This window comes from Vibrio sp. Y176, assembly GCF_033438945.1.
This window is the reverse complement of record NZ_JAWOQS010000005.1, coordinates 124,906-147,784: the sequence shown is the minus strand read 5'-3', so window position 1 is coordinate 147,784 and position 22,879 is coordinate 124,906. Positions and strand designations below refer to the sequence as shown.

The following is a 22,879-nucleotide window of genomic DNA, read 5'->3' as shown; positions in this document are numbered from 1 at the left end:
TAAAATAGTAATTGATAGTTTTACTATGTTAATTTAAGTGTTCTTTTATAAACATTTTTCGTCTATTAATACGCATGGTTTAAAACATCTGGCTGTTCTGCTTTGAAGCGTGACCAAAAGATGCTAAATAGATGTTTTTAGTGATATGAGCTGAGTTTATTTGTAATCTATATTTTCAACACCTAATTTCCCTCGTATGGCTAATCGTATAAAACAACATTTTATCTTTATTGTTGTCACGCTAAAGCGTACTTTCTTAATTATATGATTGGTTATAAAGGTAACGAGAATGGGATTAAAAATCCGTGGCTCTGTTGGTATAAATGGCACTAATTCGAAAAATGATGTTAAAGCAGTTCAACAATTTTTAAATGATAACCAAAAGAGAATAGGTTTTACCCGACTGTTGGTTGTTGATGGCTCGTTAGGGCGGAGTCCTCATTTGTCGAAAACAGTAGAGGCAATAAAAGTGTGTCAGCGTAAGCTACTTTATATGGTAAAGCCAGATGGTCGGATCGACGTAAATGGTAGAACTCATCGTAAGCTCAATGGATTACCAACCTATAGCTCATTGAAAAATGATCCTCATGATGCTCAAAAACTAGTAACCAAAGTACCTTGGATGAAAACAGCGTTGGGAGAAATTGGACAAAAAGAAGTTTCAGGCACTAAGGGCAATCCAAGGATTTTAGAGTATTTTACAGCATCTAAGTTCTGGGGCACTGATGACTCTGGAGGTCAAAATGCTTGGTGTGGTTCGTTTGCCGCTTGGGTTTTTAAACAACACGGAATCACTCCAGTAAAAGAAGCTTATCGAGCAAAGGAGTGGAAGGGTTTTGGTAAAAACATCTCAGAACCTATACATGGAGCTCTAGGGATTAAATCGAGAAAAGGTGGTGGGCATGTTGCTTTTGTCGTGGGAAAGAGCCCTGATGGTAGGCATTTGTACATGTTAGGAGGAAACCAAAGCAACCAAGTCAACATAGCAAAGTACTCTATTGATGTCTGGGACAAGTTCGTAGTACCGAGTAACTACGATGAAACAAAAGGTACTTTACCTGTATATACAAAAGGCTCTGCCTTAGCAGGAACGGAAAGCTAAATATGAAGAAATTTATAAGTTTGCTAGGCTGTGTGAGCTTATCAGCTTGTGCTTCACAGGGAGTGTACTCTCAGAATGAGGTACTCAAAGATGCGATATTTCAAACGCCCTATTCTGCAGTGGTGAAAATTACAGGTTTTGAAAAGTTTGCTGAACACGAGGAAGATGTTCTCTTTAAAGTTCAAGCAGAAGTGATTCAGAAACTTCGTGGAGACGTTGGGTCTGAGATTACTTTCAGTATGTATGGCGAGCTAGGAGATGAGCCCAATATACACAATGATCCTGTCATTCTCACACTATGTCGTGATAAAGATACATATTATTGGCCTGGAACGGGGGCTGAGTTTGGGGCTAATCAAGAGAACATATTAAACGCTCAAGAAACAGCTGCTCACTTGGATACAGATCAGCGCCATTTTGCACATTGTTCAGAATGAAAAGGGTGGCGGTTGAAACGAGCGGTTACAGAGCTTGTTAGTCGCCATCGTAGACAACGTCTTTGCTGAATGATTCTTTAGTTTTTGATTGTCAGAGCCGACTGACAAAACCATACCAACTGTGACAACCAAACCGCTATTAAAGCAGGATATTATTCCTTCAACTTTGTGTTTTAGGAGTAGTCATTAGACTACCCAATAATTGTTGGAATAAATAATGACGAAACGTTGGTTTGTCTCCGCTGTGAGCTTCGCGCTGCTCGGCGGTGGTACGTATTTCTATCTCCAATCTGCTGCTCAACCAGAATTGCTGCCTACATTGATTGTGGAAAAAGGCACGATTGAAAAACAAGCGGTGGCTGTTGGTAAAATTGTCCCTGCACACTCCGTGTCTATCAAGTCACAAATCGACGGTATCGTCGGTGAAATTTACGCGAAAGTTGGTGAAAAGGTGAAGCAAGGCCAGCCGCTGATCAAAGTGCGTCCAAACCCAACACCCCAAGCATTAACGGATGCATCGGCAGAGCTCATGCGTAGCGAAGCCGATCTGGAATCCGCCAAACAAAAACTGTCCAACTTAGAAAGCTTGGTCAAGCAGGACATTATTCCAAGTAACTACGACGAATACGTAAGTGCGCGCTCGGCAGTCAAATCTGCGCAAGCGGACGTATTGCAAAAGCGCCAGAATCTCGAACTCATCCGCAGTGGTGAGGCGTCTATCGGCGATGCACGTTTAACGTCGACGATCTACGCGCCAATTGATGGCACGGTACTCAACCAGAAAGTTGAGGTCGGAGAGCCGATCATCTCGACTCAATCAAGCCAAGCCGCGACTGAAATGATGTCATTGGCCGACATGAACAGTCTGATTTTTAAAGGTAGCGTCAGTGAGCATGATGCTGCGCAGTTGTCTCCGGGAATGCCCGTTATGTTGACGGTTGCGCCTTATCCTGATGTGGCGATTTCTGGTGTGCTAACCAAAGTGGCGATTCAATCTGAGAACCTTAACTCACCAGAGGGCAATGCTTCTGCAAAAAGTTTTGATAACGGTTTTGAGGTTGAAGTGGGAGAACTCAAGATCCCACAAGATGTGTTGCTTCGTTCTGGTTTTTCATCGACGGCTCAAATCATTCTGAAGAAGTCTGAAAACGTGCTCACTCTACCGGAGCGCGCTCTGCAATTTGATGGTGACGCACCGAATGTTCTGATCCCCGATAGCTCAGAACAAGGGTTTCATAAACAACCTGTGAAACTCGGTCTGTCAGATGGCATCAATGTCGAAGTGCTTGACGGCGTGGAGCTTGATGAAGAGGTTATCGACAACAGTATGATGGGAGCGGCGCATGGTTAAGCTGCAACGACCAACAATCGCCTTTGTATTGTTGGCTACCACGCTCAGTTTGCCTACCTATGCAATTTCTATTGAACAAGCTTGGCAACAAGCAAAGCAGAACGATCCAAATTACGAAAAAGCGAAAATCGGCGTCCAGCTTGGCGAGGTTGGTGTACAGAGTAGCCGCAGTGCGTTATTGCCGGGTTTAAGTGCCAGTGCGTCAGCGGATTGGAATGAGTCCTCAAGCCATTCGAACAGTTACGGCGCTACCTTAACTCAAACTATTTGGGATAGTAGTTTGTGGTCGGAACTGGATCAAGCGAATGCCAATTATCTCAAAGTACAGTTAGAGTTATCTCAAGCGCATAACGAGCTTGCGCAAAAGTTGCTCACCGCTTACCTAGATGTGGCAAGCGCACAGGGCGACCTCAAATTGGCGCAGTCCAAGCTGGAGGAGGGGAAAGAACTTCTCAACATCATCGAGAAACGCTATCGAGCAGGCAAAGTGAAGTCGGTTGATGTCGAAGAGATGAGAGCGAATCAAGTCTCTGAGCAAGCAAGTATCCTCAATGCAAAAGCCGATCTCGAAGTGAAAAAAGCAGAGCTTGCGGCGTTAATCAATCAAATGCCGGAGAGTGTCGACCAAATTCGAACGGATTCTTTGATTCAGCCGCCGATGCTGGTGGACTCTCAGGAGCAATGGCTAAAGCTGGCTAAAGACAGCAGTCCAGAGCTGTTGGTGGCGGCGCAGATGGTGAAAGCGAGCGAGTTCGCGAAAGATTCAGCTAAAGGTGGATACTACCCAACCGTCAAAGGCAGTGTGGGCTACAGCGATGGTGACAATCGTTCAAACGGCGAGTTTAACGCTGGGATTAGTTTGAGTTTGCCGATTGACCTCAATGGTGCAGTGCGAGCGAAAGTGGACGAAGCATCGTTGAACATTTTAAGCGCCAAGCAAGATATGCGTAGAGTGGAAATTGATATTCAGAAACGAATTATTCAGCAGTTTACGCAGGTCGATATCAACTGGAATCAAGTTTTGATAGCGAACGAGCTAGTTGAGTCGCGCGCCAGAGTGTTGCAAAGCAAAGAGAAACTTTACGACGCTGGCCTGCTTGAAGTGTCGGAAGTTATCAGTGCACACAACAGCTTGTTTGAGGCGAAAAACAGTCTGCAAACCAACTTGTACAGCTATTGGCGTAAGAGAATCGGCTTACTGCAAACCGCAGGGAAACTCGATGACGATACCATGGCGTTGATCTCTCGGGCTTTTCATTCATGAGCAGCCTGTTGCAGCAAACTTGGCAAACGTTGATGGCGCACCGCATGAAGAGCGTGCTAGCCATTATCGCGATTGCTTGGGGCGTGATCTCTGTGGTGGTGTTAATCGCACTTGGCGAAGGCTTTTATCGCCATCAGACCCAGTCGTTTTCATTTATGATCAACAATGTGCAAGTGGTGTTTCCGTCGACTACCAGTAAACCGTGGCAAGGGTTACCTTCAAGACGACAAATTGATATTCCACAAGAAAAAGTCGACATGATCAAACAGTCGGGCTTCGTGCAACAGGCGTCGAGCGTTTACGCCAAATGGGATGCGAATATCACCAATCTCAAAGGACAGAATTTATCGAGTACGGTCAGCGGTATTGATACGTCTTACTTTCCTTTAATGCAACGCAAGCTGCAATCCGGTTCGAGAAACCTGTCACCAAGTGATATGGACAACCACACTCGCGTGGCAGTGTTAGGCGATCAAATTGCGCAAATGGGCGGAATCCAAATCGGGGATAGGCTTAAAGTCAACGGCATTCCGTTTTTGGTGATTGGGATAACCGTTGGTGAGGACACTGGCATTTCATTCGGCGATAGCCGCACGGTTTTCATTCCTCAAACAACGTACCGCGATTTGTGGGATGCGAAACCTTGGATGGTATTGATGAAGCCGAGAGAAGGGATGGATGCATCGTCATTTCGACAAAATATCGTAAATTTTTTCGCCAAGCAGCTTCATTTTGACCCAAGTGATAAAGATGCGGTCGAATTACCCGATTTTAGTGAAGGTGCGGCGGTCATCAGTGGAATTTTGCGTGGCATTCAGATTTTTCTCGGAGCGAGCGGTGCGATGACCATGGCGGTCGGTGCGCTTGGTGTTGCCAACATCATGTTTTTATCCGTCACTGAGCGCACGCGTGAAATCGGTGTGCGTTTGGCGATCGGGGCGACTCAAAAATCCATACTCAGTCAGTTTATTCTTGAGGGGCTTATTTTGGTAGCTGTGGGCACGGCATTAGGTCTGATGTTTTCGTATGCCGTGGTATCTGTCCTAAGCAGCATGGGATTACCGGAATGGATTGGTTTGCCTGTGATCACGCCAGATTCCATTGCTTGGTCTTTACTTGTGACGCTTATCTTGGCATTGATGGCATCGTATTTCCCAGCAAGGCGAGCATCACGTCTCACGCCAGTCATTGCTTTGAGTGCGAGGGCTTAGCCATGTTGTTACCGATGAGACAAATTTTCCAAGAAATGGCCGCAGAAAAGCTGAGACTGGGTTTGACCATTCTAGCAGTAGCGTGGGCGACCCTTTGTATCGCTGCTATGTTGGCGGTAGGTGAGGGTATTCGTCAGGGCGTATTGAAAACCGCACAAAATGGTAACGGCAACTTGATTTATTTGACCGGAGGGATGGCCACCGTCGACCACGGTGCTTTTCACCAAGGTAAGTTTCTGACACTAAAAATGGACGATTCAGAGGTTGTTCGAGCGTTACCCGATGTAAAAAGCGTTGCGCCAACGGCGAAGTGGAAAGAGCGCATCACCGTTGGTGACAGAAGCTCGTGGCAAGAGCCGTTAGCGGTCACGAGCGAGTTTCAATCCATGACCAATTTGGTGCCGATGGCGGGGGGACGATGGTTAAACCCACTCGATCAAAAAGAGACGCGCAAAGTCGTTGTACTGGGTTATGAACTGGCAGCCGACTTATTCAACCCGAATGAGGACTTTAGTTGGTTTGCGACAGTCACATTGCAAGTCAACCCTGTGGGGAAAAAGGTAAAAATCGGCAATGAGGAGTTCACTGTTGTGGGCGTATTGGAGAAAAACAGCGCCCAAATAGAACTGGGGGATCTTATCAACTATTCCAGCTTTGTGCCGTTAGCGACGTGGAAGCGATTTCATGTCAACGGTGAAATTGGTGGCATCAATGTGCAGCCACAAGCGGATGTAGACCGAGAAGCCTTAGCAAAGACGATCAGGCAAGTGATTGCCCGTAAACACGGGGCAAGTGTCAGTGATGAACAGGTCGTCCAAGTCGATGATATGTTCCTTAAGCAAAAGAGTATGCAGCAGTTTCTGATAGGTTTGCAGAGTTTCCTTGGCATTATCGGCTTCGTGACGTTAGCTGTTGCTGGTGTTGGCATCGCCAATGTGATGTATGCCACCGTAAAGCGATCTACGCGTGATATCGGTGTGCGCATGGCAGTCGGTGCAACCCCAACGGCTATTCGCATGCACTATTTAGTACAGTCTTTATTGACAATGATGATGGGGGGGGCGTTTGGGTTAGCCGTGACGTACGCGCTGGTGTCTGCCATCAGTTCCATTCCTTTAGAGGGCAATGCTTTTTATGAACAACTGGGTAAACCTGTCCCTGAGTTGTCGTGGGTCGTTGTCGCGATTGTCATCCTCACCTTAGTGATCATTGGTGTGGCATCTGCATGGTTACCTGCAAACCGAGCCGCAAAAGTCAGCCCGTTGGAGGCGCTACAAAGTGAATAACAACAATAACTCTGGAAAGAACATGTCGAACAAGCCGCTTGTTGAGCTGACCAACATCTGTAAATACTACTCAAGCGGGGAGGCGGAAGTTCGCGCGCTAGACGGCGTTGACTTAACCATTAATCAAGGTGAGTTTCTTTCGATTCTTGGCCCGTCCGGTTCAGGCAAATCAACGTTGATGAACATGCTCGGCTGTTTAGATAAGCCCACCGATGGCAAGTACCAACTTGGCGGCCAAAACGTCGCAAGTTTAAGTGCGAATGAGCTGGCTGGCATTCGTAACCAAAAGATCGGATTTGTCTTCCAAAGCTTTAACTTATTGGAATACGCGACGGCGCTTGATAACGTGGCACTGCCGTTGGTTTACTCTGGTATCAAAGCCAAAGAACGTCGCCAGCGCGCAGCTAAATTGCTAGAGCAAGTCGGGCTAGGGGATCGTTTAGACCATAAACCAAACCAGCTTTCTGGTGGTCAAAAACAGAGGGTCGCGATTGCAAGAGCCTTGGTCAACGATCCGCAAATCATCTTAGCAGATGAACCAACGGGTGCATTGGATTCAAAATCCGGCGCAGAGATTGAAGCCTTGTTCAACCAACTCCACGCCGAAGGTAGAACGCTGATCATCGTGACGCACGATAACGCTCTGGCAGAGCGCACTAAACGCATCATCACCATCAAAGACGGCAAGGTGATTTCGGATAGGGTGCCGGTAAGTAGGGAGAAATGAGCTTTTCTTAATTGAGAACTGAGTTTTAAGGGAAATAGCGATACAGAGGCTATCTCCCTTTACTTTTATTCGCGATGTTCGTTTTGTCTCTCTTTTATCAAGTCATGCTTTTGTTCTTTAAGTAGAGTGATTGCGAGCTTAGTGTCCTCAATCAATTTACTGTTATCGTTGAGATCTTTGCTCTTCAAAGGCAAAACTAGATAATGAATGCTGCCATCTGCATTCTGTACTCCGGTAGCGATGATGACATCACCTTCAGACGCCGTACCAAAATACTCTGATACGACTTTGGTTTCGCTGACACCGTAGCTATCCAAATAGGATGACTCCGTATTGTCAAACAAGATAGGAACCCCTTGCTTAGCTAATGTTCGCAATTGTTTTTGCTTTTGATCGTCGAATGGATAGTCGGTCGTACTGATGTAACTTACCTGTTCAGCTTCAATAAAATCGTACAGTTCATTGCTCAGTTCATTTAATGGGGCAGATATCCAAGGTGTAGCTGGAATGACGTCGGAAGTATCATCATTGCGACTTTGTGGTGTTGGAGCGGTAACCACCTTTTGAGCAGCATTGCTCTCAGGAGGCGTTACACTTATTGTCGCAGCATCTTCTGTCTTGATTTGCTCGTCAAGGCTTGCAACAGGTTCGGTCTGGTCATTCTTGTTATTTGAATTAATTAGAAATATGGCGAGTACTGCACCAAGTGCTAGCGCCGATCCAGTCAAGAGTTTTTTGTTACTTGTCATGTGTCATGTCTTACCGTTTATTTCATTAGTAAATACGGCGGCCACTTATTTATTCCGTGGCCGCAGGCTAATAAGTTAGTGGTAGAGATCGTCATTCCAAGAGATAGTTACGGCTCGGCTAGTCTCTGTCCATTGACTGCTATCACGATTTTTCTTCCAGGTATTTTCTGGAGTGGTATACCAGCTACACCAGTCGCGACCAAAGTAGTAATTGGTTTTTCGCCAACCAGCAACCAGCTTGACCTCTGATGTATCTAGGCCATCTTGAATGTCATTTTTTCTATATACGACGCCGACTTGTGGTTTAAAGTCTGAACGCATAACGACAGGTAACTCATTGTAATCAATCAAATTACCCATGTCACAACTGGTCCAACGATACAATAACCAGTCTTTAGCTGGCGTATTATGGCGGATAGTCTTGTTTTCAATTAACCAATTAATGCTTTCGTTAGCTTGGTTAAAGTCGGCAACCGTTTGAAACTCTGGCTGGTCGTACGTTACACGGTTGCTCCAGGAGATTCCCCCACTAATATTTGGAGAAGTAGAAGCACTAAATCCAAGGTTAAAATCTAGAGACTCACTGACAGATGCCGTTGCAATGGTGTTTTCGGGAGCATGGCTCATGTGGCGTAAAGGGGCACCATTTAAATAGCTCAGTGCCAGCTTAAAAGCCGTTGGAACGGTGTAACGGTAATCTCCCCCAGTGGCAAAACCATAGATTTGTTCTTTGTTTGGAACATTAGTCATGTCGAAGCCAGAGCCGCCATTTAGGATCAACTTAGCTTCTTTAGCGCCATTTGGTAGTAAAGATTGGTTCCAGACATTTTCTAAAGAATAAATTAAGCGGATTTTTTTCGAGCGTGCATCACCATCATCAAGCTGAAGCAACGTCGAAGTGTAAGATTTTAATGTATCTTCAGCATGTGCTGGTGCTAAAGAACCAAGTAAAGCGAGTGCGATAATACTCGCGGAAAGATGCTGTTTTTCCATTATTTTTTCCTATTAGTCAGCCCATAAAGACTTTTGTTTTAAACCATCTTGATGGGCACTTTATAATTATGGACAGGTTATAAATTCAAGCTCAATAAATGAGCGGTGAAATAGTGCATCTTGTTTTTTATTAAAAAAAGAAAAAGGATAGATTCGTGGGATTAATGTCTCATAGTTTTTAAATTCACCACTCAACTATAATAAATAAGAATTTGGTTATTAAGTCTTGTCTTTTTAAGTTATTGCTTAATTTTAATTTTCTAATGTTGTGTTGAGATTTTCTATTGATAAAAGTGAATTTTATAAATGTTATCCATGTTATTTTTAGGGTTTTTGTTATACCAAATTAAGTAAAGTATCGTTATGTGGTTATCTCGGGTTTATGGGTTTAATTCAAATTAAAACAGTGGTTTATGTTTTTTTGTTATTATTTTTTTAGAGCTTAATGTAATAGTTTAGTGATAAAGTCCGTCAATGAAGTTGCCATGTTCGTGTATGAAGTTATATGTGCTTTTACAGCAGGAAATTAAACTTTACGTTTAAGATGGTAAAGATAGAAAAAGAAATAAATAAGATTATTAAATAATCATGTTTCGAGAATATCAAATGTAACGTACTTCTAATTAAACGAATGCTTGAATAAACGATGGAGTGTGAAAAGTGCTATTTAAGTTACGCTGTCCTATATTCCAGTTGGCGTATTGTTTATACAATGCGTTTTCTCGGCTTAAAACTGGTTTACGTACTGCTAATCTCTTATCCGTTTCTTAATTACACATATTGGCAATATGCTCGCCAAGTTACGTGTATTGGTGTCAATGAAAAACAGTATCTACGATAGCTCTCTCAGGGTTGGAACTCCCACTATGAATTTCCTTCATGTTCAATGTGAAACAATACCAATATTACTCAACTCGTGAAGCAAGTATAAAAAAAGGACTGCTCTGGTGTTAGGCACTGCGACGGTCATTTTTGTACGAACCGTTCGTCGTAAGTGCTGTGCAACCTAACGATTGGGAAAACCAAAAAACAAAAAATGTCCCCATGCACAGAGTTAGGAAAAGTCTGCTTTATCTAAGGAAATAGGATACCAACTCACGATGAATAACGATTTCACATTTGCTATCAAAAGCATTCGCTTTGATGAGAATTACCAACCATCAGACAACACGCGAATCACTACCAACTTTGCTAATCTGGCTCGCGGAAACTACCGCCGAGAGAATCTGCGCAATGCGCTCCGAATGATCGACAATCGTTTTAATGCGTTGGCATATTGGGATAACGCGCAAGGTGACCGCTACTCCGTTGAACTTGAAATCATCTCCGTTGATATGGATATCCAAGGTAGTGGCGAAGCCTTCCCATCGATTGAAGTGCTCAAAACTAACATTGTTGATCACAACACTAACGAGCGCATCGAAGGCATTGTGGGCAATAACTTCTCTTCATACGTTCGTGATTACGACTTTAGCGTTTTGCTGTTGGACCACAACAAAAACCAGCCACAGTTCAGCATCCCAGCGAACTTCGGTGATTTGCATGGCAAACTGTTCAAAGCTTTCGTTAATTCTGAGTCTTATAAACAGCATTTCAAAAAGCTGCCAGTGATTTGTCTGAGTGTATCGGACAACAAGGTATATCGACGCACCGAAAACCAACATCCTGTTTTGGGCTTTGAATATCAGCCGAACGAATCTTCGTTGACGGAGCAATACTTCAAAAAGATGGGCTTACAGGTGCGCTACTTTATGCCGCCAAACAGTGTTGCACCATTGGCATTCTACTTCTTCGGTGACTTGTTGAACGATTATTCAAACCTAGAGCTTATCAGCACGATAAGCACGATGGAGACATTCCAGAAGATTTACCGACCTGAGATTTACAATGCCAACGCGGTTGCCGGTAATTGCTACCAGCCAAACTTAAAAAACCTAGACCACTCGCTAACTCAAATCGTTTACGACCGAGAAGAGCGCAGCCAACTGGCGATTGAACAAGGGAAATTTGCCGAGGAGCATTTCATCAAACCTTATCAATCTGTGCTTGAACAATGGTCTGCAAATTACGCGTAAAAGATAACGAGAATCTAGAAAGGAATGACGATGAAAACACTATTACCGACTTCAACGGCTGGCAGCTTACCGAAACCTTCTTGGCTGGCCGAACCAGAAAAACTTTGGTCACCGTGGAAACTGCAAGGTGAAGAACTGATTGATGGCAAACGCGATGCGCTACGTGTCGCTTTGCAAGAACAAGAACTGGCAGGCGTTGATATCGTCAGTGATGGCGAGCAAACTCGGCAACATTTTGTGACGACCTTTATTGAGCATTTAAGCGGCGTAGATTTTGAAAACCGCAAAACGGTGACTATTCGCAACCGTTATGAAGCAAGTGTTCCGACTGTGGTTGGCCCAGTAAGCCGCACAAAGCCCGTGTTTGTTGAAGATGCCAAGTTCTTGCGTCAGCAAACTAAGCAACCTATCAAGTGGGCGCTTCCAGGCCCTATGACGATGATCGACACACTTTATGATGATCATTACGGTAGCCGTGAAAAGCTGGCTTGGGAATTTGCAAAAATCCTCAACCAAGAAGCGAAAGAGCTTGAAGCGGCAGGTGTCGATATCATTCAGTTTGATGAGCCTGCGTTTAATGTGTTTTTCGATGATGTGAACGAGTGGGGCATTGCGTGTTTAGAGCGTGCGATTGAAGGGCTGAAATGTGAAACTGCAGTGCACATCTGCTATGGCTACGGCATCAAAGCGAACACGGATTGGAAGCAAACGCTAGGCACTGAATGGCGACAATACGAAGAAGTATTCCCTAAATTGCAGCAGTCAAATATCGATATTATCTCGCTTGAGTGTCATAACTCGCGAGTGCCTATTGAGTTGCTTGAGTTGATTCGCGGTAAGAAGGTGATGGTTGGTGCGATTGATGTCGCTACTAACGAAATTGAAACGCCAGAAGAAGTAGCGAAAACATTACGAGAGGCGTTGAAGTACGTTGATGCCGACAAGCTTTACCCATGTACCAACTGCGGTATGGCACCTTTGTCTCGTGAAGTATCGACCGCTAAGCTCAATGCGTTAAGTGCGGGTGCGGAGATCATTCGTAAAGAGTTGGTGGGTTGATATTAATACTTAGGCTCCGCGCCATGAACTAAAATTAGGGTCAATCTAGCGAGTTTAAATGAGAATAGGAATCGGATTACAGCTCGCTAGGAAATAGCGATAACTTTCGCACTTCAAAGCACTCGGTGGGTAGATCCTGAATCACCTCGTCCCTCGCTGTTCAGGATGACGGATGTTGGAAGATACATTGCTCGCCACCCACCAGGTATTAGAGCAGCTCCAAGGTAGGGTCATTCCAGCGAGTCTAGACGAGACTAGGAATCTATTAACAACTCACTGGAAAATGGCGATAACCTTAGAACTTCAAAGCACTCGGTGGGTAGCTCCTGAATCACGCTCGTCCCTCGCTGTTCAGGATGATGGATGTTGGAAGATACATCACTCGCCACAAAACCGATATTTGAGCAGCTCCAAGATAGGATCATTCTAGCGAGTTTAAACGAGGCTAGGGATCGGGTTACAGCTTGCTATGAAATAGCGATAACTTTCGCACTTCAAAGTACTCGGTGGGTAGCTCCTGAATCACGCTCGTCCCTCGCTGTTCAGGATGACGGATGTTAAGAGATACGTTACTCATCTACCCAACTATTTGGCTTGTATTCAAATTTGGGTCATTCCAGCGAGTCTAGACGAGACTAGGAATCTACTAACAACTCACTGGAAAATGACGATAACCTTAGAACTTCACAGCACTCGGTGAGTCGATCCTGAACCACGCTCGTTCCTCGATGTTCAGGGTGACCGTTTTAAATAAAAATGCCGCTCACAGTAAAGTGAGCGGCATACATTTCCCGTTTCCAGCCTCGGCCAGGTTTAATTCAACTCCACGTTCTTCATCTCAGGATGCTTTAGCAACATCACACGAATCCAGTGATGCACCACCCACATCACCATTGCGGTGAGCAGAACCGCGACGAAAATCGAGCTGAAACGGTACAAGATCGAAAAGAACGCGTCTTTTTGTTCTGGCACCAATGAGGTCGTCAGCGGAACCGATAGGGCAGACATGGCAGAAAACGCGATAGCCGCTTTAATTTGCCCCTTGGTGAGCCACAAGCAGAATGGCCCCATCGCAATGGTAAAGGCGAGCCAAAAGAGTAGCCCATGCCCATACCAACTGCCCAATATCAGCTGAACAGCCATCCCTGCGATGCAGCCTAGTGCGGTGCCGATGATGCGAATTTTTGCCATGGCGAGCGAGCCCGCTAAAGTCATTGGGGTTAGGATGATCAAAATGGAAGCTTGTGCGGATAACGAGTCATATAAGTCCGCTACTTGGAATACGATAAACGCCGCCATCGCCACTACCCAACCCATGGCAACTTGGCTGATGTAGTCAATATCGCTTTTCACTGGGGTCGACATCTCAATGTGCTCGGTGGGGAACTTTGGCTCAGGGAACAACCAATACGCGAATGCGCAAACAAAAATATTGCTGAACGCCATCACCCACATGTTGACATTGAACTCTTCAATATCCATGAAGTTATAGCTGGCAAAATTCAACACAATTGAACCCACTAACAGCCCCATGTAACCAAACAAATAGGTTTTCTGGCTCATCATTGCAATGCACTTGAACAGCATCATGATTCCGACGGCAATGGTCATTAATGTTGGATGAAACTGCAAGTATTCCAGCAAAAATGTGGCTTGTATGGTTGTCCACACCGCAGAGAAAAACACGATCAATAAAGCCGAAAGATTAAAGTTGTCCATTCTGCCCAATATAAACAGCGGCATCATGATGGCAAAAAATCCGTAAGACCAACCGAAGATCATGCTTAGCGCGAGCCCTAAAGAGCAGCCGAACCAAATTCGTAAGGTTTTCATTGTCGCCGCCTAGTAAATGAAGTGGAACCAGCTTGCGAGGTGAATCTGTGCTTGCGCCATCCACTGCCAGAAAATGCTGTTGTCTGGGTATAAAACAATGGTAGCGCGAGAGCCGACAAACAGTGCTGGTGGTAACTCTTCACTGCTGGTTAGGTTCACTCGTGTACGCTGTGCATCACGTACCCAGCGGTTGTTCACTTCTACTTTGGTTAGTGCGCCATTAGGCGTTTGTTGTGCGGCTGCTACACCGTAATCGCGGCTAGCTAAATCAAAGTCGTACACTGAACCTGGGTTGGCATCAAATGTGACCAAGGCGTGGAAAGTCTTGTCTACGTTCGCGACGGATTTTTCACGAAAATCAGCGGCTACCCAAAGTGATCCTGTTGGTACAAATGTCAGCAATGGCATGTTGGTGTTTGCCATCGTGCCAACTTCTAGTTGCAGGTTGGTCACGACACCATCACTGGGAGCGAGTACCGCGGTATTTGCCAAATCAAGTTGCGCCTTTTCGATGCCATTTTTGGCAATTCGAACGGCGGTGCTTTGACCTTTTTGATCGCCTAATTGCGCCTCAATGACTTTTAAGTTTTGTCGTTCCGCTTTAAGCGCTGCACGTGATACCTGATTTTGGGCAAAGGCATTATCGAGTGTCGATTGAGAGATGACTTTCTGCTTCGATAGTGTCAGTAAGCGGTTGTACTCGCGGTGTGCATTATCAAATGTCGCTCGTGCGCGGGCAATATTGGCAAGAGCGGCTTCGCGTTGAGAATACAGTGTTGCTTCTTTTTCATAAGCGGATTGCAGAGACAGCTCCGCCTGTTCAAGTGCTATCTTGTATTTACGATCATCAATCGTAAACAACACATCGCCTTTTTGAACGGACTGGTTATTCTCGATGAGAACGTCGGTCACTTTACCAGATACCTCGGGTGCGACTTGGACAACGTATCCTTGTACTCGTCCTTCGGTCGTTAAGGGGGCGTGGCGGTCAGCAATGATAATGTACAAAAATAGTACGATGAACAGGACAATCAAAGTTCGCATCCAGTGTTTGAATTTTTGTTCAGCCGTCATTACAAGTTCCGTTAAACATATTGGATAGCGGATTATAGAGAAGTCACCCACAATTCAGTAGAATGATAATACGAACATGAATGACCTAAAAATAGGACAATGAACGTTAGTTTTGATGATATTTACCTATTCACTCAGACGGTGGTTCACCGCGGTATAAGTGCAGCGGCAGAGGCGAATCAACTACAACGCTCAAAAGTGAGTCGTCGCCTGCAAGAATTAGAGAAATCGCTCGGGGTACAGCTTTTGATCCGCACAACTCGCAGCATTGAGTTGACGGAGCACGGGAAACGCTTGTTTGAGTTGGTGGGGCAGCCTATTGACCATATTCAGCAAGGTTTAAATGCCATGCATGAATATCAACAAGAGCTGACGGGCAAGGTGCGTTTAGCCATTCCTTCCGCATTGATGAGCTCTGCCGCGTTTAACGCGATCATCACCGAGTACACAACGCGGTATCCGGATATTTCGGTCGAGATTGAAAACCATCAAGAGAGTGTCGATCTCAAGCGTCAAGCGTTTGATTTGCAGCTTCTTCCGAGCGTGGTCAAAGTCACCGATGACAGCTATGTGCAGTTCAGTCTTTTGCCTTATCGTAGTCACTTTGTTGCGTCAAAAGCCTATCTAGAATCGCATCCGCCAGTAAAAACGGTGGAAGATCTTAAGCAGCATCGCCTTTTAACTAATCGTTACAATGCCGATTTGCTCGATTCAGATCTGCATGTGGCGTTGCGCTCGGACGACCTCAACTTGCTGCGCTCGATGGCGATAGCAGGAAACGGCATCGCGTTTATTCCTCAAATTCATTCCAAGCCTGCACTGAGAGACGGTTTGTTGGTCGAGGTGCTGCCTCAATTCGCGCATCCGAAGCAGCATCTTACTCTGATTTATCCCTCGGCCTTATTTCTGCCCAATAAAGTCAAAGCCTTGATTGAACTAATTCGAGAGAAATTTAAATAGTCAGTTCAAACCACCCTTACCTAAGGGCAAATGTGTGAGCGAAGGTCATCTTTCTAGGTTTTATTGCTCTAACATGAAAGGGTTCTGATACATTAACTGTTGCTCAACTTGTTGAGTATGGTTTGTGGTCGCACAAGATAGGAGATGGAAATGTTATCGAAAGGAAACACGGGCCTGATTGTGGTGGATGTTCAGGGCAAACTCGCTACATTAATGCATGAAAGCGACGCACTGATTGAAAATATCACGAAACTGGTAAAGGGTGCCAAAGCACTAGATTTGCCTATTCTGTGGCTAGAACAGAATCCAGAAAGGTTGGGCCCAACCGCGGAGCCGATTCGTGAAGTGCTTGAAAGCACGCATTTACCTATTACCAAGTACACGTTTGATGGTTGCAAAGAGGCGACGTTTAAGGTCGCGGTGGAGAACGCGAAAGTTGATACCTGGTTGGTTTGCGGTATTGAATCCCACATTTGCGTCTATCAAACCGCGGTTTCTCTGCGCCAGTCCGGTTATCGCGTTGAATTAGTCACGGATTGTGTATCTTCCCGAACCGCTGCCAATAAAGCGCTCGCTCTTGCGAAGTTAACCGCTAACGGTGTGGTGCTCACTGGGCTAGAAATGTGTTTGTATGAAATGGTCGAAGATTGCCGAGCACCTGAATTCAAAGAAATTCTGGCGCTCATCAAATAGTGTAATCACTGGAATCAACAACAACTTTATCTGAACACGCTATTCAAATTCTCGTTGATATCTTGGCAACATCGACTCGTTGCCAAGTAACCCGCCTTGGTGAATGTAAATCACCGTTTTATCTGTGTTCTCTTCCAACCAAGGGGTGAGGCATTGCCACATATACGGGTCGTATAACAGGTCAAATTCGAGGTCGGTTTGCTCAAAGAGTGCTTTCCATGTGATGTAATCTTCTTCGTACAAGCGACCAAAATGGTGTTTGTTGCGGATGGTTAAAATGGTTGGGTGGCTGTTTTCACAGAGCTGGTTGAACTGCTCAGTTAAGTAATCTGCATCGCCTACGCAAGGGCAAGTTAGCACTTCTATGCCGTGTGGGCTTAAATGTTTATGAAGATATAAAGCGGTCGTGCCAGTGCCTGATGGCAGGGCGACGGTAAACTGTTCTTTACCTCTCAATCGCGTCCAATCAAGAATTTCTCGTGCTAACTGTTTGATGCCAGCTTCAGCGAGGTGGGAACGTCCACCCTCTGGAATAAGCAATGTCGACTCATCTAATCTTCGTACCTGGTGGATGTATTCACTAGGGTGGAGTTCGCTACCGATGTCTTGCATGGCGGTGATTTTCATACCCAAATCGAGAGCGCCGCGATAGTTTCCGATGGGGGAGCTTTTTAGCCAAGATGGAATGTGATGAACATAAAACTCAAATGCCCAACCTTTAATCTGGGCGAGAGCCGCTAGCGAATACATCGCGTTGGATTGAGCAGAGCCGTAACTGATGAGGGTTTTGATGTCGCTGTTTTGCGTTTCCATCAACGCCATAAACTTACGTGCTTTGTTCCCAGAAAAGTGAGAATGCAGCATGTCATCACGCTTAAGAAAAAACGTATGACCGTTGAAGTTGTGTTGAGTTATCGGGCTTTCAGAGAGTTTCATGTGACTGCTGACGTGTCCAACCACGCGACCTTGCCGTTAAAAAGGGCGCGTAGTGTAACGCCATTAAACCCAGATAAAAAGTCTGTGTTTCAGTACAACCATTTCGGTTATTCCTGATGCTCTGACGCAAGATCAATTACTGCCTCACAACCACCCTCTGGATGTGTACCAATCTTAAATTGCCAGCCATAGCGTTGGCACAAATCGTCCACAATCATCAAACCTAATCCGTGCCCATCAGAATGTGGAATGGTTGAAAAGCCTTCACCTTCATCGCGCACCGAAATGGTGTTTTCATCCATATTGATATGAATTGATCCCGAAGGTGTTGCGGCGATGCCGTTTCGAATCAGGTTGCCAAGAATAATGGTCAACACGGCATTGGTCGCGCGCGTTCTTGGGTTGCCGTCGATCTGTACATTAAAGCTGAGTGCTTTCTCATCCGCCTGAGCTTGGCTTTGGAAGATGATTTGGTTGAGTTCTTCTTCGGTGATGCTGCGTACTGGTGAGTCATCTGCATTACGCTCGTAACGCACTAAGCCGAGTAGGGCATCCACCATGGTCGACATCTGCTGCGTTGCATCTTGAATTCGGTTCACCTGGCGGGTCTGGAAATCCGTGTTCGCACTTCTTGCCAGTAAACTGCTTGAGCCTTTCATCACTGTTAATGGTGTTCGCAGTTCATGACTCGCGTATCGTGCAAAGGCTTGCTCACGCTTGATGACTTGATTGATTTTGTGGCGGTACTCATTCAGCTCATCTGCAAGGGTTTGGAACTCTTTAGCTGAGCCCTCGGGCACACTAAAAGTTTGCGTAGCATCGCCTTGATGATGGTCGAGTTGAGTTTTAAGCGCATTGACGGGTTCAATCAAGCGTTGTGATAAGCGCAGCAGGAGGCTACCAAACAGGAACACCAGCACGGCGACAATGGACAGCACCATAGCGACGACGAGAATGAATTCCTCTGAGGTGATCTCGATTTCATCAATCAAGGAAACCAGAATAACGGGATGTTCAATGCCTTTGTAGGTGTAAGTGCTCATGTAAACCATGCGCGAGTATTCACCGTCTTCTACTTCATCAAGAAAGTGCTTTTGACCAATCAGGTATTTTTGATAGCGCTCGGCAACCAATGAGATGTCGTTGTATGCAGTGGTGAGTAGGTCAAGCTGAATACTGCCTTGCTCTGGGTGGGACTGGAAATGTTCAATTGCTTCTTTTTTGTCGACCATAATACGACGCTCGCCCACGCGGTCTTCAGACCAAAGCAGGGAGCCGGTAATCAACAAAAAGCAGAAGATGCCAATCACGACCGACACAAAAGAGAAAAACAGAGCGAGTCGCCCTGTCATACTTTGTGTGCTTTGCGTGCTAGCAAGTAAGCGATTGATCATGCACCTGTCTCCAAGCGGAAGCCGACTTTCGGTACGGTGATCAGCACATGTTGTTCAAATGGCTTATCAAGTTGGTTGCGAAGTTGGTAAATGTGGCTGCGCAGAACGTCGTTGTTTGGCTCGTTTTCTTGCCAAAGTTGGAAGGCGATTTCTTCGCGTGTCACCACGTCTGGTGCGCTTTTCACAAGCATTTCCAGAATGGTGTAAGTGGTGGGGTTTAGCGCCAGCAGTTTATCTTGGCGGTAAGCTTTACGCGTTTTTTGGTCGATAGAGACTTCGCCATATTCCAACTTGCTCGACGCGACAGTGCCACGGTAACGGCGGATCAGGGCCATCATGCGCGCTTCAAGAATATCCAGATCGAAAGGCTTGGTCAGATAGTCATCAGCACCGTGTTGGAAGCCTTTGAGCATATCGTCACGGCTATCAAGTGCAGTCAGCATAAGCACTGGTGTGTTGTTGCCCGCGTCGCGAAGTTTATTACACATGGTCAGGCCATCCATGCGTGGCAACATGAGGTCGAGCAAGATGATGTCGAAGGTGTTTTCCATCGCCAGTTTCAAGCCGAGCTCGCCGTTGTCTGCATAATCTAGTTCCATACCTGCACACTCAAAATAATCGAACAGCACGCCTGCGATTTCTCGATTATCTTCGACTAAAAGTACGCGTTTCATGTATTTCTCTCCAAGTGGGCGGGTTTTCGAAAATAAGACTTCGTCTTAACCGAACATTATTCACTAAGAACGTGAAAAAGATGTCAACAACATCTCTTTCACATTGATGTTTGTAGACTGGATTCATTCATCGGATTTAGTGGAAGAGTAGCATGTCAACCTTCAACACTCACGCTGCAACCTTTTCAAAGGTGAGCCAACACACTGAGCCTAAAACAGTTTTGTCTGTTGTGGTGCCATTCTTTAACGAGCAAGAAGTCTTGCCTGAATTTCATCGTCGTTTAGCCGCCGTTTTGGATGAAATGCCAGAACGCTGCGAAATCGTCTATGTGGACGACGGTAGCAAAGATGACAGCCTAATGATCGCGCAAAACTTTTCTCAATCTTCTAGCGACGTTCGTTGTATTGCACTAAGCCGTAACTTCGGCAAAGAGTCCGCCATGAGTGCGGGGCTGGAACACTGCCAAGGTGAAGCGGTGATCGTGATTGATGCTGACTTGCAAGACCCGCCGGAGTTAATCCCGCAAATGGTATCAAAATGGCGTGAAGGGTATGACGTGGTGAACATGCAGCGCAGTGAACGCCACGGCGAAACTTGGTTCAAACGCTTCTCGGCCGCTTGCTTTTACAAAGTGCTGAATAGCATGGCGAAATTGGATGTGCCGGAGAACGTGGGCGATTTCCGTCTACTGAGCGCAAAAGTGGTTAAACACATCAATGCGTTGCCAGAGCGTAACCGGTACATGAAAGGCATCTTTTCTTGGCCGGGTTTCAAGCAAGTGACGGTTCAGTTTGAGCGTGACGCTCGTTTCTGTGGTGAAACCAAATGGAACTACCTCAAGCTGATTGGCCTTGCAATGGACGGCATTACCTCGTTTTCCATTCGTCCTTTGCGTTTAGCGACACTTGCCGGTGCATTGGTGGCGTTCAGTGCCTTTATCTATGGCGCATTCATAGTGATGAAAACTGTTGTGTTTGGTGAGCCTGTCACTGGCTACCCATCCATGATGGTCGTCCAACTTGCATTGGGCGGTGTGCAACTGCTGTCGATTGGCCTTTTGGGTGAATACATTGGCCGCATTTTTGTCGAGACCAAGCAACGTCCTCTTTATCTTGTTCAGTCTGTTTACGAGCAGCCTGCAAAACATCAATCCATCCAAACCATGAAGTTTAAATTGGGAGAAACCGCGTAATCATGAGTATTAATAAAACCCATCTGTGGTTGTTGTTGGCGTTTGCTCTTTTACTCCGTCTTATTTCACTTGCCGCTTACCCTTTGATGGACACCACGGAAGCCCGCTACGGCGAAATGGCGCGCTTAATGGTGGAAACCGGCAATTGGCTTACCCCACAGTTTGATTACGGCGTGCCTTTCTGGGGGAAGCCCCCCCTGTTCACTTGGATGAGTGCTTACGGCATTGAGCTGTTTGGATTGAATGAATTTGCAGTGCGCGCGCCTCATTGGTTAGCGGGTGTTGCGACGATTGTTTTTGTTGCTTTCATGGCGCATCGCGCTGGCTTTAATGCAGTCATCGCAGCGTTGGTACTGGCGACGTGTGGCATCTTTTCAATTGCGGCGGGTGCGGTGATGACAGACATGGCACTGACGTTGGCAATGACGATGGCGATGGTTGGTTTTTACTATTGCTGGCTCGGCAAAGACAAACACAGCCGACTGTGGGGTTACCTCGGTTTCTTTGGCTTGGCTTGCGGGCTGTTAGCGAAAGGTCCAGTGGCGATCGTGATCATGGGCATCGCAGTATTTCCTTGGCTCGTGATTCAGCATGGTTTCTTTGGTGCCTTCAAAGCCTTGTGGCAGCGTTTTCCAATTGTATCGGGGTTGGCGCTCATGCTGGCGATTGCTCTACCTTGGTACATAATGGCTGAAATGGCGACGCCTGGATTTATTGATTACTTCATTGTTGGCGAGCACTTTAAGCGTTTTGTTGTCAGCGGTTGGGAAGGGGACCTGTATGGCTCTGCTCATGATCAACCACGTGGGATGATCTGGGTATTCTGGCTGCAATCGGCTGCGCCTTGGTCAATCGTATTGCCTATTTTGGCATGGAAACGTCGTAAGGTACTCAAAGCCATTGAAACCGATCATCAAGGTTTATTTAGCTTCCTGATGTGTTGGCTGATTTCTCCAATGATCTTGTTCACCATGGCTGGGAATATTTTGCCTGCTTACGTGCTACCGGGTGTGCCTGCATTAGGTATCTTGATTGCGATGCTGGTGGATAAACACGATTTCAAATGGCTGACCGGAACGGCAGCGGTGTTGCCAGCCCTGCTTATGATTGCGATGTTGGTTTTGAATATGGGCAAAGCAGATAGTCGCAGCGACCGCATCATCTTCGCGCAAATTAATGACAACGCTCCGGTCTTTTATATTGGTAAGCGCCCGTTCTCAGGCCAGTTCTATAGTCATGGTCAGGCGAAAAAGCTTGAAGACAAGAATGACTTAAACAATCTGAAGAAATTCCACCTGATTGGTAAATCGCAGCAAGTGGATAGCATGATTCATGAAAATGCGTTGAGTTGTACCAATGAGTTCACAGCAAAATCGAAACGCTCACTCTACACTTGTGTGGTTGGGTAACGGAATGCGCAAATTAACAAAGTTTGCTTCGTTAGAAAGGTTTGCTTCGTTAACAAGGTTTGCTCTGGTAGGTGGTGTCGGCTTTATGGTCGACACCCTTATCTTTTCTGTGTTGTTCCATTGGTTTGGTCTGGAGCTGATGCTGGCTCGTGGGATAGCATTTTTGTTTGCAGCAACCACGACTTGGCTTGGCAATCGCTGGCTGACTTTCTCTCAAGCAGAAAAAACCAACCCTTTCGCTCAATGGCAAAAATTTATGGCGAGTGCCTGTATCAGTGCTTTGCCGAACTTTATTGTGTTCAAAGGCGTAACGCTCGCGCTTGGAACGCAAGGAGTGATGGTCTATTTGGCTTTGATCTTAGGCATATTGGCAGGCATGGTGAGTAACTATTTACTCAGTGCAAAATGGGTGTTTAGTAGAGGATAGAAAGGTTCGGGCTTACTCTCCTATCCTCGAGT

The 22,879-nt window shown here is 45.9% G+C and carries 21 protein-coding genes; 14 read left to right on the top strand and 7 right to left on the bottom strand.

The features are described 5' to 3' along the window. The first annotated feature begins 289 nt into the window (after positions 1 to 289). The 7 genes from R7O13_RS14290 to R7O13_RS14260 all read left to right on the top strand — a co-directional run bounded on the left by R7O13_RS14290 (position 290) and on the right by R7O13_RS14260 (position 7,378). Positions 290 to 1,102, top strand: a complete 813-nt coding sequence (locus R7O13_RS14290; protein ID WP_054577663.1) for a TIGR02594 family protein — start codon at positions 290 to 292, stop codon at positions 1,100 to 1,102. Positions 1,103 to 1,104: 2 nt separating this feature from the next. Then, positions 1,105 to 1,539, top strand: coding sequence for a hypothetical protein (locus tag R7O13_RS14285; protein WP_017821643.1), 435 nt, complete (start codon positions 1,105 to 1,107; stop codon positions 1,537 to 1,539). Positions 1,540 to 1,756: 217 nt separating this feature from the next. Further along, positions 1,757 to 2,890 (top strand): efflux RND transporter periplasmic adaptor subunit, encoded by a 1,134-nt coding sequence (locus R7O13_RS14280; protein ID WP_064368623.1) that lies wholly within the window; start codon positions 1,757 to 1,759, stop codon positions 2,888 to 2,890. Next, a complete protein-coding gene (locus R7O13_RS14275) occupies positions 2,883 to 4,154 on the top strand; it encodes a TolC family protein (RefSeq protein ID WP_318304102.1) in 1,272 nt (423 codons plus the stop codon). The genes R7O13_RS14280 and R7O13_RS14275 overlap by 8 nt, the downstream gene beginning before the upstream one ends. Continuing rightward, a complete protein-coding gene (locus R7O13_RS14270) occupies positions 4,151 to 5,365 on the top strand; it encodes an ABC transporter permease (RefSeq protein ID WP_318304101.1) in 1,215 nt (404 codons plus the stop codon). Before R7O13_RS14275 ends, R7O13_RS14270 begins: the two co-directional genes overlap by 4 nt. Positions 5,366 to 5,367: 2 nt before the next feature. Next, positions 5,368 to 6,651, top strand: coding sequence for an ABC transporter permease (locus R7O13_RS14265; protein ID WP_132936824.1), 1,284 nt, complete (start codon positions 5,368 to 5,370; stop codon positions 6,649 to 6,651). 22 nt (positions 6,652 to 6,673) lie between these two features. Continuing rightward, positions 6,674 to 7,378: an ABC transporter ATP-binding protein gene (locus R7O13_RS14260; RefSeq protein WP_025767247.1), complete on the top strand. Its 705-nt coding sequence runs from the start codon at positions 6,674 to 6,676 to the stop codon at positions 7,376 to 7,378. A gap of 65 nt (positions 7,379 to 7,443) precedes the next feature. Here the strand turns inward: R7O13_RS14260 and R7O13_RS14255 are convergent, their stop codons facing one another. Together R7O13_RS14255 and R7O13_RS14250 are read right to left on the bottom strand one after the other, a co-directional pair. Then, positions 7,444 to 8,127 (bottom strand): topoisomerase I, encoded by a 684-nt coding sequence (locus R7O13_RS14255; protein WP_213911088.1) that lies wholly within the window; start codon positions 8,125 to 8,127, stop codon positions 7,444 to 7,446. A gap of 75 nt (positions 8,128 to 8,202) precedes the next feature. Continuing rightward, positions 8,203 to 9,120, bottom strand: a complete 918-nt coding sequence (locus R7O13_RS14250; RefSeq protein ID WP_005376731.1) for a leukocidin family pore-forming toxin — start codon at positions 9,118 to 9,120, stop codon at positions 8,203 to 8,205. A gap of 1,100 nt (positions 9,121 to 10,220) precedes the next feature. Between R7O13_RS14250 and R7O13_RS14245 the strand changes: the two genes are divergently transcribed. Both R7O13_RS14245 and R7O13_RS14240 read left to right on the top strand, forming a co-directional pair. Then, positions 10,221 to 11,195, top strand: a complete 975-nt coding sequence (locus tag R7O13_RS14245; RefSeq protein WP_017636059.1) for a DUF1852 domain-containing protein — start codon at positions 10,221 to 10,223, stop codon at positions 11,193 to 11,195. A 30-nt stretch (positions 11,196 to 11,225) separates the two neighbouring features. Beyond that, complete coding sequence (locus R7O13_RS14240; protein WP_005376742.1) at positions 11,226 to 12,254, top strand: methionine synthase; 1,029 nt, start codon at positions 11,226 to 11,228, stop codon at positions 12,252 to 12,254. Positions 12,255 to 13,067: 813 nt separating this feature from the next. On the opposite strand, the gene R7O13_RS14235 is transcribed toward R7O13_RS14240, so the two are convergent. Both R7O13_RS14235 and R7O13_RS14230 read right to left on the bottom strand, forming a co-directional pair. Next, positions 13,068 to 14,087: a DUF2955 domain-containing protein gene (locus R7O13_RS14235; protein WP_213966768.1), complete on the bottom strand. Its 1,020-nt coding sequence runs from the start codon at positions 14,085 to 14,087 to the stop codon at positions 13,068 to 13,070. A 9-nt stretch (positions 14,088 to 14,096) separates the two neighbouring features. Further along, positions 14,097 to 15,161 (bottom strand): HlyD family secretion protein, encoded by a 1,065-nt coding sequence (locus R7O13_RS14230; RefSeq protein WP_318114166.1) that lies wholly within the window; start codon positions 15,159 to 15,161, stop codon positions 14,097 to 14,099. Positions 15,162 to 15,260: 99 nt separating this feature from the next. On the opposite strand from R7O13_RS14230, the gene R7O13_RS14225 reads away from it, so the two are divergent. After that, complete coding sequence (locus R7O13_RS14225; RefSeq protein ID WP_318114165.1) at positions 15,261 to 16,121, top strand: LysR family transcriptional regulator; 861 nt, start codon at positions 15,261 to 15,263, stop codon at positions 16,119 to 16,121. Positions 16,122 to 16,271: 150 nt separating this feature from the next. Next, positions 16,272 to 16,814 carry a hydrolase gene (locus tag R7O13_RS14220; protein ID WP_005457944.1) on the top strand — a complete coding sequence of 181 codons (543 nt, stop codon included), beginning with the start codon at positions 16,272 to 16,274 and terminating at the stop codon, positions 16,812 to 16,814. 39 nt (positions 16,815 to 16,853) lie between these two features. Here the strand turns inward: R7O13_RS14220 and R7O13_RS14215 are convergent, their stop codons facing one another. From R7O13_RS14215 to R7O13_RS14205, 3 genes are all read right to left on the bottom strand, one after another. Continuing rightward, positions 16,854 to 17,750 (bottom strand): 1-aminocyclopropane-1-carboxylate deaminase/D-cysteine desulfhydrase, encoded by an 897-nt coding sequence (locus tag R7O13_RS14215; RefSeq protein WP_005376749.1) that lies wholly within the window; start codon positions 17,748 to 17,750, stop codon positions 16,854 to 16,856. A gap of 107 nt (positions 17,751 to 17,857) precedes the next feature. Then, entirely contained in the window at positions 17,858 to 19,144 is a 1,287-nt protein-coding gene (locus tag R7O13_RS14210; protein ID WP_318304096.1) for a HAMP domain-containing sensor histidine kinase, read from the bottom strand. Then, positions 19,141 to 19,818, bottom strand: coding sequence for a response regulator transcription factor (locus R7O13_RS14205; protein ID WP_053349650.1), 678 nt, complete (start codon positions 19,816 to 19,818; stop codon positions 19,141 to 19,143). Before R7O13_RS14205 ends, R7O13_RS14210 begins: the two co-directional genes overlap by 4 nt. A gap of 152 nt (positions 19,819 to 19,970) precedes the next feature. Here R7O13_RS14205 and R7O13_RS14200 point away from each other — a divergent pair, with 152 nt between their 5' ends. Genes R7O13_RS14200 through R7O13_RS14190 form a run of 3 tightly spaced genes read left to right on the top strand, consistent with a single transcriptional unit; the run spans position 19,971 to position 22,847 of the window. Next, a complete protein-coding gene (locus R7O13_RS14200) occupies positions 19,971 to 21,011 on the top strand; it encodes a glycosyltransferase family 2 protein (RefSeq protein ID WP_080996823.1) in 1,041 nt (346 codons plus the stop codon). Positions 21,012 to 21,013: 2 nt separating this feature from the next. After that, on the top strand, positions 21,014 to 22,420 hold the full coding sequence (locus R7O13_RS14195; protein ID WP_045412049.1) for an ArnT family glycosyltransferase: 1,407 nt from the start codon (positions 21,014 to 21,016) through the stop codon (positions 22,418 to 22,420). A gap of 4 nt (positions 22,421 to 22,424) precedes the next feature. Next, a complete protein-coding gene (locus R7O13_RS14190) occupies positions 22,425 to 22,847 on the top strand; it encodes a GtrA family protein (RefSeq protein ID WP_065274686.1) in 423 nt (140 codons plus the stop codon). Positions 22,848 to 22,879: the final 32 nt, after the last annotated feature.

Coding starts and splice junctions, on each gene's coding strand:
- R7O13_RS14290 (WP_054577663.1), top strand. CDS start 290: ATGGGATTAAAAATCCGTGGCTCTGTTGGTATAAATGGCACTAATTCG.
- R7O13_RS14285 (WP_017821643.1), top strand. CDS start 1,105: ATGAAGAAATTTATAAGTTTGCTAGGCTGTGTGAGCTTATCAGCTTGT.
- R7O13_RS14280 (WP_064368623.1), top strand. CDS start 1,757: ATGACGAAACGTTGGTTTGTCTCCGCTGTGAGCTTCGCGCTGCTCGGC.
- R7O13_RS14275 (WP_318304102.1), top strand. CDS start 2,883: ATGGTTAAGCTGCAACGACCAACAATCGCCTTTGTATTGTTGGCTACC.
- R7O13_RS14270 (WP_318304101.1), top strand. CDS start 4,151: ATGAGCAGCCTGTTGCAGCAAACTTGGCAAACGTTGATGGCGCACCGC.
- R7O13_RS14265 (WP_132936824.1), top strand. CDS start 5,368: ATGTTGTTACCGATGAGACAAATTTTCCAAGAAATGGCCGCAGAAAAG.
- R7O13_RS14260 (WP_025767247.1), top strand. CDS start 6,674: ATGTCGAACAAGCCGCTTGTTGAGCTGACCAACATCTGTAAATACTAC.
- R7O13_RS14255 (WP_213911088.1), bottom strand. CDS start 8,127: ATGACAAGTAACAAAAAACTCTTGACTGGATCGGCGCTAGCACTTGGT.
- R7O13_RS14250 (WP_005376731.1), bottom strand. CDS start 9,120: ATGGAAAAACAGCATCTTTCCGCGAGTATTATCGCACTCGCTTTACTT.
- R7O13_RS14245 (WP_017636059.1), top strand. CDS start 10,221: ATGAATAACGATTTCACATTTGCTATCAAAAGCATTCGCTTTGATGAG.
- R7O13_RS14240 (WP_005376742.1), top strand. CDS start 11,226: ATGAAAACACTATTACCGACTTCAACGGCTGGCAGCTTACCGAAACCT.
- R7O13_RS14235 (WP_213966768.1), bottom strand. CDS start 14,087: ATGAAAACCTTACGAATTTGGTTCGGCTGCTCTTTAGGGCTCGCGCTA.
- R7O13_RS14230 (WP_318114166.1), bottom strand. CDS start 15,161: ATGACGGCTGAACAAAAATTCAAACACTGGATGCGAACTTTGATTGTC.
- R7O13_RS14225 (WP_318114165.1), top strand. CDS start 15,261: ATGAACGTTAGTTTTGATGATATTTACCTATTCACTCAGACGGTGGTT.
- R7O13_RS14220 (WP_005457944.1), top strand. CDS start 16,272: ATGTTATCGAAAGGAAACACGGGCCTGATTGTGGTGGATGTTCAGGGC.
- R7O13_RS14215 (WP_005376749.1), bottom strand. CDS start 17,750: ATGAAACTCTCTGAAAGCCCGATAACTCAACACAACTTCAACGGTCAT.
- R7O13_RS14210 (WP_318304096.1), bottom strand. CDS start 19,144: ATGATCAATCGCTTACTTGCTAGCACGCAAAGCACACAAAGTATGACA.
- R7O13_RS14205 (WP_053349650.1), bottom strand. CDS start 19,818: ATGAAACGCGTACTTTTAGTCGAAGATAATCGAGAAATCGCAGGCGTG.
- R7O13_RS14200 (WP_080996823.1), top strand. CDS start 19,971: ATGTCAACCTTCAACACTCACGCTGCAACCTTTTCAAAGGTGAGCCAA.
- R7O13_RS14195 (WP_045412049.1), top strand. CDS start 21,014: ATGAGTATTAATAAAACCCATCTGTGGTTGTTGTTGGCGTTTGCTCTT.
- R7O13_RS14190 (WP_065274686.1), top strand. CDS start 22,425: ATGCGCAAATTAACAAAGTTTGCTTCGTTAGAAAGGTTTGCTTCGTTA.